Source organism: Pedobacter sp. 10L46_2, assembly GCF_056395165.1.
The window spans coordinates 37,144-56,930 of record NZ_JBFTIZ010000033.1 but is presented as its reverse complement, the minus strand read 5'-3'; the positions used below and the strand labels follow the sequence as shown (position 1 = coordinate 56,930).

Annotated in this window: 15 protein-coding genes; 11 read left to right on the top strand and 4 right to left on the bottom strand. The window is 38.5% G+C overall.

The window, feature by feature from the left end:
* The 6 genes from AC1DDX_RS05865 to AC1DDX_RS05840 form a co-directional block, all read left to right on the top strand.
* Positions 1-1,411 (top strand): DUF1553 domain-containing protein (locus AC1DDX_RS05865; RefSeq protein WP_477621858.1); only part of this gene is annotated, 1,411 nt, incomplete at its 5' end.
* Between the two features lie 5 nt (positions 1,412-1,416).
* Positions 1,417-2,925, top strand: a complete 1,509-nt coding sequence (locus AC1DDX_RS05860; RefSeq protein WP_288883806.1) for a DUF1501 domain-containing protein — start codon at positions 1,417-1,419, stop codon at positions 2,923-2,925.
* A 35-nt stretch (positions 2,926-2,960) separates the two neighbouring features.
* A complete protein-coding gene (locus AC1DDX_RS05855) occupies positions 2,961-3,899 on the top strand; it encodes a sugar phosphate isomerase/epimerase family protein (protein WP_337715700.1) in 939 nt (312 codons plus the stop codon).
* Positions 3,900-3,902: 3 nt separating this feature from the next.
* Positions 3,903-5,312: a c-type cytochrome domain-containing protein gene (locus tag AC1DDX_RS05850; RefSeq protein WP_337715698.1), complete on the top strand. Its 1,410-nt coding sequence runs from the start codon at positions 3,903-3,905 to the stop codon at positions 5,310-5,312.
* A 70-nt stretch (positions 5,313-5,382) separates the two neighbouring features.
* Entirely contained in the window at positions 5,383-8,370 is a 2,988-nt protein-coding gene (locus tag AC1DDX_RS05845) for a sensor histidine kinase (protein ID WP_337715696.1), read from the top strand.
* Between the two features lie 140 nt (positions 8,371-8,510).
* Complete coding sequence (locus AC1DDX_RS05840; protein WP_172660773.1) at positions 8,511-9,257, top strand: LytR/AlgR family response regulator transcription factor; 747 nt, start codon at positions 8,511-8,513, stop codon at positions 9,255-9,257.
* Between the two features lie 16 nt (positions 9,258-9,273).
* On the opposite strand, the gene AC1DDX_RS05835 is transcribed toward AC1DDX_RS05840, so the two are convergent.
* Positions 9,274-11,061, bottom strand: a complete 1,788-nt coding sequence (locus AC1DDX_RS05835) for an alpha-L-fucosidase (protein ID WP_337715694.1) — start codon at positions 11,059-11,061, stop codon at positions 9,274-9,276.
* A gap of 156 nt (positions 11,062-11,217) precedes the next feature.
* On the opposite strand from AC1DDX_RS05835, the gene AC1DDX_RS05830 reads away from it, so the two are divergent.
* Positions 11,218-11,520 (top strand): hypothetical protein, encoded by a 303-nt coding sequence (locus tag AC1DDX_RS05830; protein ID WP_477621857.1) that lies wholly within the window; start codon positions 11,218-11,220, stop codon positions 11,518-11,520.
* Positions 11,477-11,818: a Pr6Pr family membrane protein gene (locus tag AC1DDX_RS05825; RefSeq protein WP_477621856.1), complete on the top strand. Its 342-nt coding sequence runs from the start codon at positions 11,477-11,479 to the stop codon at positions 11,816-11,818. The genes AC1DDX_RS05830 and AC1DDX_RS05825 overlap by 44 nt, the downstream gene beginning before the upstream one ends.
* A gap of 21 nt (positions 11,819-11,839) precedes the next feature.
* Here the strand turns inward: AC1DDX_RS05825 and dcp are convergent, their stop codons facing one another.
* Positions 11,840-13,984 (bottom strand): peptidyl-dipeptidase Dcp, encoded by a 2,145-nt coding sequence (gene dcp, locus AC1DDX_RS05820; RefSeq protein ID WP_337715690.1) that lies wholly within the window; start codon positions 13,982-13,984, stop codon positions 11,840-11,842.
* A gap of 94 nt (positions 13,985-14,078) precedes the next feature.
* Positions 14,079-14,888 carry a hypothetical protein gene (locus AC1DDX_RS05815; protein ID WP_172660769.1) on the bottom strand — a complete coding sequence of 270 codons (810 nt, stop codon included), beginning with the start codon at positions 14,886-14,888 and terminating at the stop codon, positions 14,079-14,081.
* A 176-nt stretch (positions 14,889-15,064) separates the two neighbouring features.
* Here AC1DDX_RS05815 and AC1DDX_RS05810 point away from each other — a divergent pair, with 176 nt between their 5' ends.
* Together AC1DDX_RS05810 and AC1DDX_RS05805 are read left to right on the top strand one after the other, a co-directional pair.
* Positions 15,065-17,728: a T9SS type B sorting domain-containing protein gene (locus AC1DDX_RS05810; protein ID WP_337715688.1), complete on the top strand. Its 2,664-nt coding sequence runs from the start codon at positions 15,065-15,067 to the stop codon at positions 17,726-17,728.
* An 87-nt stretch (positions 17,729-17,815) separates the two neighbouring features.
* Positions 17,816-18,310 carry a GNAT family N-acetyltransferase gene (locus tag AC1DDX_RS05805; protein WP_337715686.1) on the top strand — a complete coding sequence of 165 codons (495 nt, stop codon included), beginning with the start codon at positions 17,816-17,818 and terminating at the stop codon, positions 18,308-18,310.
* 12 nt (positions 18,311-18,322) lie between these two features.
* Here AC1DDX_RS05805 and AC1DDX_RS05800 read toward each other — a convergent pair whose 3' ends face one another.
* Positions 18,323-18,736, bottom strand: coding sequence for a hypothetical protein (locus tag AC1DDX_RS05800; protein WP_337715684.1), 414 nt, complete (start codon positions 18,734-18,736; stop codon positions 18,323-18,325).
* Between the two features lie 73 nt (positions 18,737-18,809).
* Between AC1DDX_RS05800 and AC1DDX_RS05795 the strand changes: the two genes are divergently transcribed.
* Positions 18,810-19,385, top strand: coding sequence for a Crp/Fnr family transcriptional regulator (locus AC1DDX_RS05795; protein ID WP_477611749.1), 576 nt, complete (start codon positions 18,810-18,812; stop codon positions 19,383-19,385).
* Positions 19,386-19,787 lie beyond the last annotated feature (402 nt).

Sequence of the window (19,787 nt, the reverse complement as noted above, 5' to 3'; positions counted from 1 at the left end):
GAACCTAAACAAGGTTGATCAGCTGATTTATAGATATTCATCTGGTAAGCCGGGTGGAAGTATGCAGTTAAGGTTAGATAAGCCTGGCGGGCCGGTAATTGCCTCATGGAAAGTTCCTGAAGGCCCCGGTTACCGAAATCTGGCTGTTGATTTTAAAGCTCAGACCGGTGTGCATGATGTTTACCTGACTTATACTAATCCAACAGCAACTAATAGGGACGAAGTTATTGTATACTTTGATTGGTTCCGTTTCTCACCACAGTTTCCTGGGAAGGGTAAGCCGGGATATGAAGAAAACAAAGCGACATTCTGGACGCTGTTGAATGCCAACGTACAAACGATACCTATTATGGTTGAAAATCCGTCGGACAGATCCCGCAAAACATTTGTGTTTAAGCGAGGAGCATGGATTACACCTGGAGCAGAAGTACATGCCGGCGTTCCTAAATCTTTAGCCTACGCCATGCCGGCTAATGCACCTCAAAACAGACAAGGGCTTGCCATGTGGCTTACGGATAAAAGGAACCCCTTGCTGTCAAGAACTATGGCCAACCGCTTGTGGGAGCAGCTGTTTGGGACAGGTATTGTAGAAACATTGGAGGATATGGGCACACAAGGAATGAACCCGACTCATAAAGAACTGCTGGATCATTTGTCGTGGCAACTCATGAATGATTACAAATGGAGTATGAAGCGGTTGATTAAGGAAATGGTGATGAGTGCAACATACAGACAAGATTCGAAAGTTACTGAGGATACGAAAAAGAAAGATCTGTTTAATAAGTATTATGCACGTGGATCGAGAATGAGACTGACTGCAGAGCAGATCAGAGATCAGCACCTTTCTGTGAGTGGAATATTAAGTGCTAAGATGTATGGTCCGGGTGTAATGCCTTGGCAGCCAAATGGTATTTGGAATTCGCCATACAATGGAGCTACCTGGAATAATGCTACAGGTGAAGACCAATTTAGAAGAGCAATTTATACTTATTGGAAAAGAAGCTCGCCATACCCATCTATGATTGCTTTTGATGGAGCGCAAAGAGTAGTTTGTAGTCCGCGGAGGATCAGAACCAATACACCTTTGCAGGCATTGGTTACACTTAACGACTCGGCATATATAGATATGGCTAAATATTTTGCTTTAAGAATGAAGAAGGAGGGTGGGAAAGAAATAAAAAGTCAAATTGCTAAAGGATATGAGTGGATGATGTATAAGCCTATATCAGGTGCTAAACTTAAGGTGTTAGATAACCTTTATCTAACGGCATTGAATGACTATAAAGTACACCCCGATAAAGCAAAGCAAATTCTTGGAGGCCAGCAAACGGATAAGTATCCGGAAACAGCCGCTCTGGTGGTTGTGGCAAATGCAATGTTGAATTTGGACGAAGCGGTAACAAAAAACTAATTGTAATGACAAGAGATGAATTGAACGCACATCGCCTGGTAAAAGAAGCTCAGGAAACTGAACTCAGGGCTTTTACACGCAGGCATTTCCTTAAAGAAAGTGCAATGGGACTTGGTGCCGTGGCTATGGGAGCCTTGTTGGGCAGCTGTGGTTTGGGAGGTAAAACCAATAATGATATTTTGTATGATCCGGTGCATCCTTTGTTACCAAAGGCACCACCTTTTTTAGGTAAGGCTAAGAGTGTAATTTACCTGCATATGGCAGGTGCACCTTCTCAGCTGGAATTATTTGACTATAAACCGGAGCTGATGAAGATGGACGGACAGGATTGTCCGCAATCTTTGCTGGCAGGTAAGAAGTTCGCTTTTATTACCGGAGTGCCTAAAATGCTTGGCCCGCAGGCAAAGTTTGCACAGCATGGCCAAAGCCGGGCATGGGTTAGCGATAACCTTCCGCATTTTTCTACAATGGTAGATGACGTTAGTTTTTTAAAGGCAGTTTCGACAGATCAGTTTAACCATGCGCCCGCGCAGTTGTTAATCCATACAGGGAGCCCTCGTTTAGGCAGGCCAAGTATGGGCAGCTGGGCTACTTACGGATTGGGTACCGAAAATCAGAACCTTCCGGGCTTTGTGGTACTTACCAGTGGCGGAAGTTTTCCTGATGCCGGTAAGAGCATATGGGGCAGTGGATTCCTGCCTTCTGTATATCAGGGGGTACAATGCAGAAGTGAGGGAGACCCGGTATTATTTATCAAAGACCCTCATGGAATGAGCCGTGATTTGCGCAAGGCTTCTATAGATGCGATTAATGCATCTAACGAACAAGAGTATGCGGCTTACAATGATCCTGAGATATTATCGCGTATATCGCAATATGAGATGGCTTACCGGATGCAGATTTCTGCACCAGAGGTGATGAATATTAATGATGAGCCTGAATACATACATGAAATGTATGGAACACAACCAGGCAAATCTTGCTTTGCAAATAACGTTCTGCTTGCCCGTAAATTAGTTGAAAAAGGGGTAAGGTATGTACAGTTATTTGATTGGGGCTGGGATGCGCATGGTGATGGACCTAACAATTCCTTAAATATAGGACTGAAGAATAAATGCCGCAGTATTGATAAACCGATTACAGCATTACTTCTGGATTTGAAACAGCGTGGCTTACTTGAAGAAACCCTGGTTGTTTGGGGTGGTGAGTTTGGTCGTACGCCAATGATGGAGAACCGTAACGGGGTTCAGAACCCGTATAATGGAAGAGACCATCATACGGATGCCTTTACCATTTGGATGGCCGGAGGCGGCATTAAAAAAGGTTTTACCCATGGAGAAACTGATGAGATCGGATACAGCGGCATAAGTGGTAAGGTGGATGCCTTTGATATTCAAGCCACCATACTGAATCAACTGGGTTTTGATCATGAGAAATTTACTTATCCTTTTCAGGGTCGCCCGTTCCGACTGACGGATGTCGCCGGCAAGGTTATTCATGATGTTATTGCTTAATTAATTTACTTAAAGAACTTTTACCGCAATTATAAATGCACCAAAACAGACGACATTTTTTAAAAACTACTGCAACGGCAACAGCTGCCGGATTATTGATTCCGCTAGGCGAAATAGCTGCTCAGGAAATTCCTTACGTTAAAGCAAAGGCAGGCTATGAATTGTTATTTATGGCTACCGATTGGGGTTTCCCTGGTACTACCGATGAGTTTTGCGCTTTAGCAAAAAAAGAAGGCTATGAGGGGATTGAGGTTTGGTGGCCTGGAGATGATGCCAAAGCGCAGGAGAATTTATTTACCGCACTAAAGAAACATGGTTTACAGGTGGGTTTTTTATGCGGTGGCAGCCAGAGTGAGCCAGCAGTACATTTAAATGCCTTTAAGAAAAATCTGGATGCAGCAACAGGGAATAGTTTTCAAAAGCCTGTTTATGTGAACTGTCATTCTGGTAAAGATTATTTTACCTATGAGGAGAACAAGCTATTTATAGATTATACAACCAAAAAGAGTAAAGAAACCGGTGTTCCGATTTATCATGAAACACATCGTGGGCGAATGCTTTTCTGCGCACCTATAGCAAGAAACTTTATTGAGAAAAATCCTGATTTGCGGTTAACTCTGGATATATCGCACTGGTGTGTGGTACATGAAAGTTTGCTGGCAGATCAGAAAGCAACTATTGATATTGCATTGGAAAGGGTAAGTCATATTCATTCCAGAGTTGGCCATCCGCAAGGAGCACAGGTTAACGATCCGCGCGCACCAGAATGGGATGGTGCTATAAAAGCACATCTTGCATGGTGGGATAAGGTTATAGAACGTAAGAAATTGAAAGGCGAAAGGATGACCATTTTAACAGAATTTGGTCCACCTGATTACTTACAGACCTTGCCCTACACCCGACAGCCAGTGGCCGACCAATGGGCGATAAATGTTTATATGATGAACCTGCTGCGTAAGCGTTATCAGTTGTAAGAGATGACATTATTATCCATTCCCGACCTTATCGGCCGGTTTCATCCTATTCTTGTTCACTTACCAATAGGTATTTTGTTGCTGGGATGCCTTTTTCAACTGTTAACTATTAATACCAAGTTTTCTGCGCTAAAGCCAGCAGTGCCCTTTATTTATTTACTTGGAGGACTGGGTGCTGTTTTTTCTTCAGTAAGCGGTTATTTGTTGTCGCAAAGTGGAGATTACGATAGCAATATGGTTGGCATCCATCAGTGGCTAGGCATTAGCGTGTCGGTTATTTCGCTGCTTGTTTATACGATGTATAAAAAGCAGGCTAAAGAAGGCGTATTAAACCTGGTAGCCATAATTTTAATCGTTCTGATAACCATTACCGGGCATTATGGGGGTTCACTTACTCATGGATCTGATTATATCAGCTCTGCGTTAAAAGATGATGGGAAAGGAAAGGCCGCTATACCGCCAATCGCAAATGTACAACAGGCAATGGCATATACCCATATGATTCAGCCCCTGCTGCAAAACAGATGCTATAATTGTCATGGTGCAGAAAAACAGAAAGGAAAACTGAGGCTCGACGGAAAGGATTTTATATTAAAAGGAGGCGAAGACGGTAAAACATTGGTTCCGGGAAGTGCTGAGGAAAGTGAGTTGATCAAAAGATTGCTTTTGCCGCCTTCTAATGAGGATCATATGCCTCCAAAAGAAAAACCACAGCTTACTGCCGAAGAGATTGAATTGCTGCAGTGGTGGGTAAAACAAGGAGCAGACTTTAACAAAAAGGTGCAGGATTTTAAACAATCAGAGAAAGAAAAAGCACTTCTGCTAAGTTTCCAGACCGGAGCAGCTAAAAAAGAAAATAAGTTAGCTGATATTCCTGAAAAAGAAATTGGAAAGGCAGATGCTGCGGCTATTGAAAAGCTTAAACAGGCAGGTGTAGTGGTTATTCCTGTACTAAGTACCAGTAATTATTTATCTGCCAGTTTTGTTACTGCAAAGGCAAATGCTGATGTGTTAAAGCTTTTAGAGCCGTTAAACAAACAATTGGTTTGGCTTAATTTTGCCAACACCGCTTTAGATGATAAAGGGATTCAGGCAGTTGCTAAACTCGATAATCTGATCCGTCTTAATTTAAGCAGAACTGCAATTACTGATAAAGGAATAGCGTTGATTAAAGGTGTAAGTCATCTGCAATATGTAAATCTTGTTGGTACTAAAGTTACTGCTGCCGGAGTAGAGCAATTAAAAGGTTTAAAAGAATTAAATAGTATTTACTTATACCAAACAGGGATTACTAAAGATGATGAGGTAAAGCTTAAAAAGGTATTTCCTAAAGTGACCCTGGATTTTGGTGGCTACGTTGTGCCTACTCTTGAAAAAGATACAACCGAAGTGAAACCTCCGGTGGCAAAATAGAGACGATGACTTTATTGTTGTAGACTAATCATTTGCAAATTACGCTGCAAATTGATAAGTTTAATACACAATGGGCATTAAAGCATCTGTTAATTACATTTTATTGTGGCTTTGTATTTTGCCTTTTTATGGCAAGACGCAAAGTCATTTAAAGGATGAGATTATCAGATTTGATGAGGGACTGCCCTCTGATTATGTGAGACAGCTCAGTTTAAGTAAAAACGGTTATCTGTATCTGGCAACCAGAAGAGGCTTATCGCAATATGATGGTTATCGTTTTTTAGAGCATCCAGCAGCCCTTACCAATATTACCTCGCTTTTAGTTAAAAACGATGTTATTTATTACCACGATGTTTATAATGGCCTGTGCTTGTTAAAGAACTTTTATGACAAGCCAAAGGTGATTGTGTCCAATAAGTATCATGATACTGATCCAAATAATGATCATTTTGAGAATATTTTTGTTGATTCGGAGGATAGAATATGGTGCAGTGATTTTAACAACATTAAATATTATAATGCTAACGGTTCCAGGGGTAAAGTGTTCTTTACTGATAAAAATGCTGATAAGATAAAGAGGAATATCGTTTTTTTAGAAATACAAAAAGGCGAAATCTGGGTGTTTACAAATCGTGGACTATATGTTTGGCAAAAGAGTACAGATAAGCTTAGTATTCATCCTGATGCTAAACTAAGGAGCTTAAACTATATTTCCGCATTGCGAATCAATAAAGAAGAAGTTCTTTTCGGGACAACTACCGGATTGCTTGCCAAGTATAATCTGATTACACAGGAGATAAAACAATTCCCTTCTTTGCCCGGCAATGACCGGATTATTGGATTAGGCAAAATAGTTTTTGATGGGCTTAACCAGACGTTATTGTATTCTGATCAGTTCGTATATCTGTTAAGCGATACCGATTTAACACCTAAGCTACTTTATAAAACACAAGGACAGATCATTAATGAAGTTATTGTAAATAACGAAACGAAAGTTATTTGGATAGCCACAAATAAGGGGTTGGTGAAACTGTTTAATCGCTATGCTTCGATAAATAATGAGATGCTGCCCGCTGATTTCCAAAAACCGGGGAATATGTTGGTGGATATTGCTGAAATGCCGAATGGCGATATCTACACCTGTGGCAGGGATAACTTAATATGGATTTATAGCAAGGCATCAGTCTGGCGCAAACTCCCACTACCAGATGAGAACGCTAAATGTGAGAGTTTACAGCTTAATGGCAATCAGCTTTTTGTAAGTACAAATGTTGGTGTTTTCCTTGTTGATAACGAAAAGATTAAAAAGCTGCCAATACCCTTAAATGGGGCAATAAGAAAATGCATTCTTTATAAAAATAAACAACTTTGGATATTGCCTGCCGGACAGCCTGTTCAGGTTTACAAATGGCCTTCTCTTGAAAAAGAGGAGGGATTGGTGATGAATGATAAACAGTTTTGGTCTGACAATTTGTGGAATGATATATATGTTCACAATGACGGTAAGATCTGGTTGATCGGCTGGATGCCTAAAGATTTCGGGATTACCATCTATAATGAATCGCAAAAGGCTTTTACTGAAGTAAGTAAGTTTAAAGCAAATGCCAATCATTCGATGTTTTCTGGCGATTATTATAACCGGATTGCCCCGGCAGCGAATAATAATGTACTTGTTTCAGGATATGGCGGTTGGAACCTGCTTAATGCTAATGGAGAGATAAAAAAGTTGTTGAACACTAAAACCTATGATGTAGCAAATGATAGGGTTGAAGGGATTACAGAAGACCATAATGGAAATATTTGGTTTGCGACAGAGGAAGGATTAAATGTTTACAATAAAAATACCGATAAAGTAATCAGAATATCGCAAATAGATGGATTACCAGGCGACGATTTGATTTACGGATTTAGAAAACTGAAAAATGGGAATCTTGTTGTTGGGGTTGAGTACGGTTTATCGTTTATTGACGTAAGTAAAATTGTAAGATCCCAACTGGTAAACAAACTGGAACTGTGCGGCATTAAGATAAATGGCAAAACCATTAATACAAATAACCCTAATATTGAGCTAAAAAAAGGAGAAACAGAACTGGAATTGCTTTTCTCGTCACTTACTTATATTGACAAGCGAAAAATAATATACCGCTATAAATTTAAAGATGAGACCAAATGGAATTACTTAGGTAATAAGGCTGAATTGTCTTTAAGACATCTTGCTCCCGGAGACTATAGTTTATTAATTGAGGCCGGGGACAACATGGAGAACTGGCAATCAAAAGGATTATTGGTAAAAGTATATTTACCCGCCCCATTTTATAAAACGCAATGGTTTTTATTTCTGATGTTTGGGCTTATTATATTGGGTATAGTTTATGTTTACAGGTATTTATTTCATCAGCATAAGATAGAAGAGCAGTATAGACGGAAGCTCAAAGATGCGGAGATGCAGGCCCTTAGATCGCAAATGAATCCGCACTTTATGTTTAATACACTTAACTCTATTAATAGCTTTGTTATTGAACACAAAACTGAAGAGGCGAGTGAATATATTACCACTTTCTCTAAGCTGATGAGAAATATATTGGATAATTCTAAACACACCGCTATTTCTTTGGATAAGGAGCTTGATACGCTGAAGCTTTACCTGAATCTGGAAGCAGTTCGACTGGAACATTGTTTTGAATATATTATTAAGTTCAGCAAGGATATCCATCCGGAATCTTTAAAAGTTCCTCCGCTTATTTTGCAACCCTTTGCCGAGAATGCCATTTGGCATGGGTTAAGAAATAAAGAGGGGATGGGGCTTTTGGAAGTATTGATAGAAAAAAGTGATGAGAACATATTACATATCACAATAAAAGACAATGGCATTGGTCGTGTTGCAGCCGGATCTTTTATGCCAAGCCAGTTTAAACATAAATCTTATGGGGTTGATATTACATCGAGCAGGTTGAAGCTATTGAGCAGCGATAGCCAGATTGTAATTGAGGACCTGTATAATAAACACAACCAGGCAATAGGTACTGCTGTTCATATTTATCTTAACATGATTTATTAAACTTGTAAAAGAATTTTTCCAAGAGATAACCATTTGATAGTTAAAACTTACCGTTTACTAATTGGTTTTCGTGTTTTACGAATTAATGAATTAAATTTATTGGCAAGGACTAAAAGTTATAGACCTAAAATTATCTAGATATGAACGCAATCAGAGCTATTATCGTTGACGATGAGAAGCATGGTATAATAACACTACAGCACTTGCTTAACCAGTGCTGTAAGGAAATTGAGGTGGTTGCTACTTGTCAGAAAAGTACTGAGGCTAAATTAATTATTGAAGAAAGCCATCCGGATATTGTTTTTATGGACATAGAAATGCCTGTAATGAGTGGTTTGGATGTTCTGGAACAATTTGATGAGTTTAACTTTCAGACAATTTTTACTACCGCATATGATCAGTATGCAATTGCTGCATTGAGGTTAAATGCATTGGATTATTTATTAAAGCCAATTGATAAAACGGAACTGAAAGATGCTGTAGACAGGTTTTTAAACAACGAAACTGCTGCTTCTAAGAAACAGTTTCAAATGGCCAAGCACTTTACACAAACCAGAATCATGGATACGTTGGCTTTATCCAGTAGTAAGGGACTTCATTTTATCAAGATAAAAGAAATATTATACCTGGAAGCTACCAGTTGTTATACGAACATTATGATGAACGACGGGCAGGTTCATTTAGTCAGTAAAACGCTTTCGTCATTTGAAGAGGCCCTGGGCGATCATTCGTTTTTTAGGGCACATAAATCCTTTATCATTAACCTCGATTATATAAAACACTATATCAGAGGCGAAGGAGGGGAAGTAGTTATGACTAATAACACTGTCATCAACCTAAGCCGGACAAAAAAACAGGAGTTTCTGAATTTCTTTACCAAGATATAGTTGGGAAGTAATGTTTTTACAATACCGGTTGCAGAATAATAGACTTTAAACTAAATAAAGCTTTTCCATCAGTGTCTGGAGTTAATTTTATGGTGTAAATACCAGGTTTATCAACAGAAACGATGGCAACGGGGTGTTTAATAAATAACAATGGTTTGCCTGCACTAAACTCCGATGTTCTTAATGTTAGAAACTTATAGGTTGTGTTGTTAAAGCTCATCAGACCTTCTTGTTTACTGCTTGCTTCAGGGCATGAATATTCCAATAATATTTTATAATCGCCCGGTTCTGCTACCGAAAACTTAAAAGAAGCTTCATCCCCAGGGCTGCTCATGTTTGTTACGCAGGTGGTGTGTTTCCAGTCGCCAAAATAATGGCTGTAAGTAAGCGATTTTATTTCTGCATTTCCCTTAACCTCAGCATTTACTGCATCTATTGTATTGAACTCATACTGTAATGAAACCTGTGGTATTGAGGCCGCATAACCATCGTTAAGATTGCCACTGAACTGAACAGCAAGCACCGTGTTGTGTTCGTTTAAGGATTTAGGCATGTCTACAATAATATCGCTGCCTTGTTTTATCCATTTAACCGGTTGTTTGTTTGCAAGCTGATACACTTTATTTACTGCTACGTTTACGCCTGGTATCCTGATTTTTCCGTTTCCAGGGTTATTTAGTACATGAAGGTATAGTTTGCCCGGTGCAGATGTGGTAACACCCCAGGGTTGGGCAGGGATTAATCCGTAGGTTGTTCCATAAATACTTTCGCCATTTGCCTGGAGCCATTTACCGGTTTCTCTTAAATATTTCACTGAATAAGGAGGGATGTTACCCTCTCCGTCAGGTCCTACGTTTAGCATAAGGTTACCACCTTTAGAAGCTACGGTTGCAAGGAGCTGGATGATTTCTTTTGGAGATTTAAAGTTCATATCATGACTAATATATCCCCATGAATCGTTATGCGTGTATATGGATTCCCAGGCACCCTTAATTGGCGTTGCAGGAACTTCAGAATCACCAAAGGTGCGATAATCTCCCAGTCCTTGTCCAACCCTGCTGCTAAACAGGCTCTTAGGCTGTAGGGCATGCATGCTGTCTACCAGTTCCTGAGTTTGTTTTTTATCCAGACCGCCTGGCATATCAAACCAAACAATACCCAGATCACCATAATTGGTAAGCAATTCCTTTAGCTGCGGAATTGACTTTTCTTTATAATATTTTAGATAGTCCTTTTTTGTTTCATCAAAGTCCCATTTGTTACCACCACCATTTGGTTCGTGCCAATCCAGGAACTGGGAATAGTAAAAGCCAAATTGTATACCCCTTTTTCTTGTGGCGTTTGAAAGCGCTTTCATAGGGTCTTTCCCATAAGGAGATGCCTTTACGATATTGAAATCGCTTACTTTTGAATCGTACATTGCAAAACCTTCATGATGTTTAGCGGTAATTACCATATACTTAATGCCAGCATCCTTTGCAAGGTCGGCCCATTCATCTGCATTAAATTTTACGGGATTAAATTCTTTGGCAACTTTTGCATAATCTGCAGCAGGAACTTTGGCCTGATGCATTAGCCATTCGCCACTACCGTAATAATCCTTGCCATTCCATACGCCTCCAAGTTTTGAATATAGACCCCAGTGAATAAACATGCCAAATTTTGCTTCTTTAAACCACTTGGCGTTAGGATTTTCTTTTTCATTTACTTGTTTGTCCCATCGTTCAATGTCTTGTGCTATTGATGAGTTAAATACGAATGCAGTGAGAATACCTGTGGTTATAAATACTTTTAAAATAGACATGAATGCTTCGTTTATAGGAAGATTATTGATTTGGTTAATAATACTAAGATAGGGGATAGAGAATAAGATTATTCTTCCTTAATAGCTAATGATTAAACTTTTTTGGCCTGAGATTTATGTTACGCTAATTATTCCTTTTTCCGTAACTTGGTATACATGGAACAGAGCGATACCAAAGGTGGTAATTGGTTGTTAATAACAGGTGTTATATTGGGCTGGTTTGCACTAATAGCGCAGCTTTATCTTACTATGCAAAGCAATATTGTGCCGGTTGATGAGTCGGTTATTCGATACTTTAGCTACTTTACTGTTTTAACTAATATTCTTGTGGCATTGTGCTTTACTTCACTTTTGCTGAAACGAAAGGACAGCGGTTTCTTTACAAAGCCGACTACTCTTACAGCAACTGCGGTGTATGAGGTTTACGTGGGAACCAAAGGGTTTACAATTGGTAGTTGATGAGTTACTCCATTTAATTATTCCTATTTTATTTGTGCTATACTGGTTCTTGTTTGTATCCAAGGATTCATTGAAATGGAATGATACCTTTAGCTGGCTTATTTACCCTTTTATTTATTTGATGTTTATCTTATACAGAGGATCTGCATCAGGATTTTACCCTTACCCTTTTGTAGACGTGGCGAAGTATGGGTACGCAACAGTATTTGTAAACTGTTTTTATGTGCTTGTTGTATTCCTCGTGTTGTCGTTTTTATCGGTTTGGATAGGAGGAAGGTTTAAAAAAGAAAACCGGTAATTAACCGGTTCCCTTTATCTGTTATTTTGTAATTAAGCCTCTGTATTTCTGCATTGCCGAAATATTTGGATCATGTCCGCGGAAATCTCTGAACATTTTACCATAATCTTCTGTATTGCCTTTTGAAAGTATCATGTCTCTAAAGCGTTGCCCATTAGCAAGGGTTAATCCTCCGTTTTCTTCGAACCAGGAGAATGCATCATGATCTAACATCTCTGTCCACAGGTAAGCATAATAACCCGCTGCATAGCCATTTCCCCAAATGTGTAAGAAGTAAGAAGAACGGTAGCGTGATGGAACATACGACAGGTCAAGATGTGTTTTTTGTAGGGCGGCAGTTTCAAATTTATCTGCATCCTGCAAAGGATCCGTTGCTGATAGCTTATGCCATTGCATATCAAGGGCGGCGGCGGCAAGGACTTCTGTTAATGCATAACCCTGATTAAATGTACCGGCTTTTTTGATTTTATCAATCAATGTTTGTGGCATTGGCTCACCTGTTTTATAATGAACAGCGTAATTTTTAAATACCATTGGATTTATTGCCCAATGTTCATTGAACTGAGATGGGAACTCCACAAAATCCCTGGCAACATTGGCACCAGATAGGCTTGGATATTGCTGGTTTGCAAAGAAACCATGTAGCGCATGACCAAACTCATGGAACATTGTGGTTACGTCATCAAAGCTGATTAATGCCGGCTGACCGGCTGCAGGTTTAGTGAAGTTACATACGTTGAAAATTACAGGTTTAGTACCCAATAGCTTAGACTGGCCAACCATATTGTCCATCCAGGCGCCTCCAGATTTGTTGTCGCGTTTAAAATAATCACAGTAAAACAAGCCTATGGTAGTATTGTCTTTATCAAAGAGCTCGTATACTTTAACATCCTTATGGTATACCGGAAGATCCGTACGCTCCTTAAAAGTGATGCCATAAAGTTGGGTGGCAGCATAAAATACACCATTCTGAAGTACTTTGTTTAATTCGAAATAAGGTTTTATCTGATTTTCATCCAGATCATATTTCGCTTTGCGAACCTGTTCTGCATAGTAATTCCAATCGTACGGCTCTACTTTAAAACCACCCTTTTGCTGATCAATTACAGCCTGGATATCAGCAGCCTCAGCTTTGGCTTTTGCTGTTGCGGAGGGCACGAGTTTAGAGAAGAAGGTTTCAACTGCGGCCGGAGTTTTAGCCATTTGATCCTGCAGTTTCCATGTAGCATAATTAGGAAAGCCGATAAGTTTTGCTTTCTCTGCTCTGATTTTTGCTATTTCTACAATAGCTTTTCTGGTGTCATTTGTGTCATTTCGCTCAGCACGGTTCCAGGAAGCATCAAATAGCTTTTGTCTGGTTGCACGGTTTGATAACATTTGTAGTGAAGGTTGTTGGGTGGTGTTTTGAAGAGATAACATCCATTTGCCTTCTAACTTGTTTGCCTTCGCAGTTTGGGCGGCAGCAGCAAGCTCACCTTCTGATAGGCCTGCAAGTTCTGATTTGTCATTAACAACTAAAGCACCTGCTTTGGCAGCAGCAAGAAGCTGATTAGAAAATTTAGCACTTAACGAGGCCTCTTGTTCATTCAGCTTTTTAAGATTTGTTTTGTCTGTTTCTGAAAGTTTAGCTCCGGCTAAAACAAATGCCTGATAGTAATACTCTACTAATCGTTTTGATTCCTGATCTAATTTTAACTTTTCTCTTGTATTATAAATGGATTCGATCCTTTTGAATAGCTCTGGATTTAATGATATAGCATCCTGGTGAGCAGCAAGTTTAGGTGCAATTTCTTCTTGTAATTTTTGTAGATCATCGTTTGTATTTGCACCTGTAAGAAGGCCAAATATCCGATTTACCCTTGTGAGCATTTCACCTGATTTCTCCATTGCTACAAACGTATTTTCGAATGTCGGCGTTTCGGTATTGCCAGCAATTTTCTGGATTTCTTCTAAATGAATTTTCATTCCCTCCTCGAAAGCAGGTTTAAAGTCGCTATCTTTTATATGATCAAAATCAGGCGCCTGGTAAGGTAGTTTACTCTGGTTAAGAAAGGGGTTTGAGGATGATAAAGCCGTGCCGTCTGCTGTCGACTTTTTGTCGGTATTTTGACAAGATGTTAGAATCGCAATCATTGCAAATAAAGGGACCTTAAATGATGTTTTCATGCAGTTTTTTTATTTTGTTGATCTAATGTACATAAAAAAGCGCCTGTATCATAAGTGTTGATACAGGCGCTTTTTTATGTAAAACTTGTAATGCTTACTTGAATGATTTTAAATCGACAATCTTATCGTTGTCGCTAGGGATTAAGTGTGAAATGCCTTCTTTATCTCTATCCCATTTATAGTTTTCCTGAATCCATACAAACAGGTCATTTCCTTTTGCGGTTGGCAAAGTTTTTAAAGGTTGATCATATGTTTTTCCTGTAGGATAGTGCACCTGGAAGAAAGATTTTTCGCCTAGAAATGCAAATGTTTGTTTATCCGGAGATTTCAGCATGAATTCTCCCTGGATTCTTTCGTCCGGGTTTTGTCTTTTAATTAAGAAAACCTTAGCGTTAACATTGGCAACAAAGAAATCATTATTAACTAAATAACCATCTCTTCCGGTTTTGATAATTCCCTTGGTATATTTTTTATCCTCTTTACCTTTAGATGCTCTGTAAAGGCTAATCACGTCTGGTTTTTTATCTGTTATTGTGATTAAATATACAGGAGCTACCAGACCTGAGTTGTCGGCAATTTGAACCAGTAAAGCGGTTTTTTGAGTGTTTACATATTCAGCAGTAGAAAATTTACCTATAGCGGAGGCTTTGTCTGCCGGATTTGTTTGGATTTGAATGACTGTATCCTTGTATTTTACATTAAATACTTCTTCTGTTTCTTCAGCCGCTTTTTTATCACTTTCGGCAGTAATAAGCGCTAAGGTGTCGCCTCTGGTTTCGGGATAATAATTGAACTTTTCTGTTGCAGTTAGCACTCTCGGGGCATAAGTTGCAGCATTTTCTTTATTGCCTTGACAAGCTGAGAAAGCAACGGTTGTTAAAAGGGCGTAAAAAATAGTTTTCATAAAATTTTGAGATAAGAGGAATATTTGGTTTAAACAAAGTTAAATTCTGGCATTAAATATCCAAATATAACTTGGTAACATTGTAGTTAGCGCTGTAGGTAATAGATTTAAATAGAAATTCAAAAAGCAAAGTATATTTTGCTATACTTTGAATACATTAGTGTTAAATATCTAAAATGCTTCACTCTCATCGATTTCTATTAATCTGCCTGTTTTATGTTCTTGGCATATCATTAGCAAATGCACAATTGATATTGCGATCAGGGGAAAGTTTCCTTTCTGGAGAAAACATCAAAAAGATTATAATAACATATGATGATCATACGGTCTGGGCATTAACTGCATCAGGAATAGTTTATTATAAATCGATGCTTGCTGGCGACTTTTCTATTTATCCACAAACAGTGGGAGAGCTGGTGGACGATCTTGCTGGCTATAGTACGCAGGATATTTACTTTTCTGTAAAACCCAAACGGCTTATTCATGTTAAAAATGGTAACAAAAACATGATTCCTCTGGATGATCCTGAAATTACGAAGATAAATGGAATTGCCGTAAAGCTTGATGGTATGAAGAATACTGAATCCTATCCTGATGTTGATGACTATTGGCGCGATGATCGTCTGGTGGTTGCAACTGATAAATATCTATATAGAATCATCAGAAATGATAATACAGTAATGTTGTATGACATTTATCGTGAACAAGGCTTTGATTTCAGAGGCTACAAAATTACAAAATCAGGTATCAAAGGAGTAGAGTTTAAAGTAAATTTGGATGTAAATTATAGATGTGGATGGCCTCAGGGAGAAAGTGTAATTCAACATATTGATTACACAATATATGTTTCCAATATACCGCAGCATGACCCATATGGAGATTTTAACTGTACTATGTTTAATTATGATAAAGGCAGTGACTATATGGGTATAAATCAGAATTCTCAATATTGGGGAACAAATAATGGATTATATATTCAGTATTGGGGGCGTTGTGGTATTGGATTAACGCAGCCAATTAAAAATGAACAAATCAATTCGATAGAGGAATTACGGATGTTTAACGTATTATCGCCCACTACATTTGTATTGGCAGCCTCCAATACTGGATTATTTTACACCGAAAAGTTTGTTAAAAGTATGCTGTTTGATTGGGTTCCTATAGAAGAGGTCAGTTTTAAAAAGTTGCCAGGACTAAATGCCAGGGTCAATAATTTTGCAATTGATTATAGAAGTTTTTCTCCAGAGGGAAGTAGACCTGCTTATGATCCAAGGTATATATGTGAAAATGTAATTTGGCTGGCTACTGATCAGGGCGTGAAAAAGGTATATCCGCAACTAGATGGTGCAATTTATGAAGAAAAGCTACTTGCCAGATTCACTTATGATAAAGACCCTGATATGGAAACTGTAGAGGAATCTATTTTTACACTTTGCGGAAATGAAAGCCTGGAAGTTAATGCCAACTTTACAGATCCTATAAATAATGGTGCAATATCTATTCATTGGACAAAGAACGGTGTGGATTTACCTGAATGGGCAGGAAAATCAGTTGTTAGGATTTTGGATAAAGGACGTTACAGGGCTGAACTGATTGGCATGTGTGAAGGGGTGAGCATGCATTCTAAAAACTTTGTCATAAATACAGAGACTACTCCAGAAATTACATTCAACTACCCCGCAAAAATTACTTTGTGTGAGGGGAATAGCAAAGAACTTTCAACCATTGATAAACCCGGTTATACCTATCGATGGTTTAAGGACGATGCTGAAATTGTAGGGGAGAGTGTAGCTAAGTTAAAGGTTAGTTCAAAAGGTAGTTATAGGGTAGAGGTGAGTAATTGTGCCGGGAGTTTTGTAACCTCGTCAGCCGTGGCGATCGATATAGCTATATTGTCTGCGCCTATTATTACCCCCAATAAATCAACTTATTGCTTCGGCGATATCGCTTTGTTGAAGATCGAAAACACGAAAAGCCATAAGATACATTGGTATAAGGACGGTATTGAATTAAGGACTATGGAGAATAAGACGGAAATCCAGGTATCCTCGGCTGGGATATACGAGGCTATTTTTGAAAATATTGAGGGATGTAAAAAGAAATCGAACCCATTTAATTTGCAAATCTACCCCTTTCCTGTAATCTCAGTAAATACCGTTCCAACGAAAAGCTTATGTTATGGAGAATCGGCAAGCTTAAGTGTCTCAACTGCCCCGAATTCAACTTACCGATGGAACACGGGGGCAACCACATCTTCGATTCAGGTAAATCAAGCAGGCAATTATTTTGTAGAGGTTACCTCAGCTTTTGGTTGTACAACCAAAAGCAATGTGGTAAATGTTTTAGTAAACGATCGGATTTTGTTGACTGAACCCCTGGATTCTAAAATCTGTACAACATCTGGTGAACAGGTTACTTTGATTGCTGAACCAGGATATCTGAGCTATAATTGGAATGGATTGACTAGCTCAAGCAATGCATTTACCGTTTCCAAGCCAGGTGACTACAAGTTAACTGTAACGGATGTAAACGGTTGTACCGCCAAAGTTATTTATAAAGTTGTTTCTTGGTGTAAAGAGATCATTGTGGCTAATGCATTCACCCCTAATGGAGATGGCATAAATGATTTATGGTATGTTGCCGGACTGGAAAATGATCCTAGTGCTACGATTACAATTTACAACCGATATGGAGTGCTGGTTTTTCAAACGAGGGGTCTAAATCCCGTATGGGATGGTCGCTACAAAGGCACTGATGTTCCGGTTGGAGTTTATTATTATCAGATAAAAAGCAGCAAAAGTGATAAACCATTAAAAGGAAGTGTGACATTGATCAGATGATGAACTAAGACCTATCTTAGATATGATTTTTATTGAGTTTGGAAGTATAATACTATAGCTATAGATTTGATACAAGATATCGTCAACATGCTAAAACCATATGATAGTTCGGATTTCAGATTATTAGAATCTTGGGTGACAGATGCTGAACTTTTGCTTCAGTTCTCGGGCACAGATTTTTCTTATCCTTTAACAGAACAGCAAATCCAGGATTATAAGAATACCTATCCAGATCGTCTACTTTATATAGGTTATACCTTAGAAAAGCTTCCGTTTGCTTTTGGTGAGATCATTCCTCAAGAAAGTGGCGCCCCTAGGCTAGCCAGGATTCTTGTGGGGGAACCAAGTCTTCGGGGTCAAAGATTAGGCAGATACTTTATTGAATTGCTAGTAGAAGAATCTAAGCGACTTTTTAAGATTGATACTGTTGAACTTTTTACATGGGAAAAGAATTATGCGGCAATTAGATGCTATGAGTCAGTCGGTTTCAAATTCTTACCAGAGAAAAGTAAAACAATGGTACATGAAGGGATAAGTTACGACATTCATAAAATGGTTTTTACATATGGATCTGGAGAATGAAAGTAAACTACATTAATCTTTTGCAAACTTTAATATGCGAAGGCCTAAAATACTGCCGTATATAACAAATGCAGCCATCAGTAATGCAATGGCAATGAAGATAAATACGTAGCGACCACCATTAATGATGTTGCAATATATGGGTATTGCAGTTAAGAGTACGAGTGCTAAACTACAAGCTATTGTCCATCGATAATTCCAATTTTTATCGAAGTGATAAAAGCCGGTAAATATGAGATAGAAGATACTCCCATATCCAATAATCCCTAGTGCCGAGGTCTCAAGATTTAACAGAGCTATCAAAAGATAGGCAAACATGGGGAATGAAAGTTTGTCACCTAATGCCACTACAAAAAGTCCGTAAAATAGAGGGAAAATTACCTTCATAAAGGTTAATTTACTAATGATGTAGTTGTCTATTTTCATAATTGATCAGTTATTGATTTGGGCAAGTTAAATGATTAGTTTTACTCTACTTTTGACAAAAATCAAAAACGATATGGCTGATGATATCCATTCTTCAATTTTTAAAAAGCTTCTTGCCATCCAGTCAATTAACGACGATGTTATTTCTGATATTCTCTCAAAAAGTAAAGTATTGACTGTTTGCAAGAAGACATATTTGCTCTTACCGGGAGATATTAGTAAGCATGTTTATTTTATCAAATCTGGTGCTTTACGAAGTTTTTATATCGATTCTGATGGGAATGAAAAGGTATCTTGGATCTTAATAGAGAATGATATCGTTGTGTCTGTTAATAGTTTCTTTACTGGAAATCCTTCAGTGGAATACCTCGAAGCAATAGAGGACTGCGAGCTTCTTCAATTGAGTAAAAGTCATCTGGAGGAAATCTATACAAAACATCCTCGGTTCAATTATATTGGAAGAAAACTGATTGAGGCATACTATGTAAGATCAGAGGAACAGGCAATTTCTTTACGCACATTATCTGCAAAAGAACGATATGAACGTTTTTTATCTCATGAAGGATATTTACTTAATCGAATTCCACTTGGATATATCGCATCTTATCTTGGGATGTCTCAGGAAACATTGAGTCGTGTCCGCAAATAATTTTTTTGATATATGGGTAGAATACCTGCTTTGTGCAAAGGTATGCTAGTACCACATCCCAATATGACATAATTGAAATTGCAAGGTAACTCTATGTTTTATCGTAAAAACATGGACTGGACATGGAGAAGTGCTACTGAAGTTTACTGGGATACCAATATGAAGAGGCTTTATTCCCCCTAAGCCGAGAGAGCGGTGCTATTATCAATGGTACTGCAATATCATTGAGGTTGTTAAAGATGAGTGTGACTGCCAGTTGTTGTTAACAACTAAAACTACATGGAATAATATTCCAGACCAACTTCGGAATGAGATATGTAATAAGTTAGACACTCCAGTAATTATTACTACCAAAAGAATAATCACCCGAGACTCCATTTTTTATTGTTTACGTTGGGTATT